The organism is Parahaemophilus parainfluenzae, from assembly GCF_001053575.1.
GTDB lineage: Bacteria > Pseudomonadota > Gammaproteobacteria > Enterobacterales > Pasteurellaceae > Haemophilus_D > Haemophilus_D parainfluenzae_S.
The window spans coordinates 1-206 of sequence record NZ_JVSL01000003.1; the positions used below are offsets into that span (position 1 = coordinate 1).

At 37.9% G+C, this 206-nt stretch carries 1 protein-coding gene; it reads left to right on the plus strand.

Going from position 1 to position 206, the window contains the following annotated elements:
- Positions 1-206, plus strand: a 206-nt coding sequence (locus tag AC979_RS00205) for a hemagglutinin repeat-containing protein (protein WP_049372387.1), incomplete at both ends; no start/stop codon positions are given.

A 206-nucleotide genomic window follows, 5' to 3' on the forward strand; every position in this document is an offset into this window, starting at 1 on the left:
AGTAAAACAGTGATTCATGCAGGTGGTGATGCCAATATTATTGGTAGCCAAGTAAAAGGCAAACGAGTAGAACTTAATGCTGAAAACTTGAATATTGAGAGTTTGCAAGATAAATCTCGCTACCATGGTAAACAGATGAATATGCAAGGTAGTGTGACAGTAGGCTATGGTTTTGCCGCAGGTGGTAGTTTCAATAAATCGAAAAT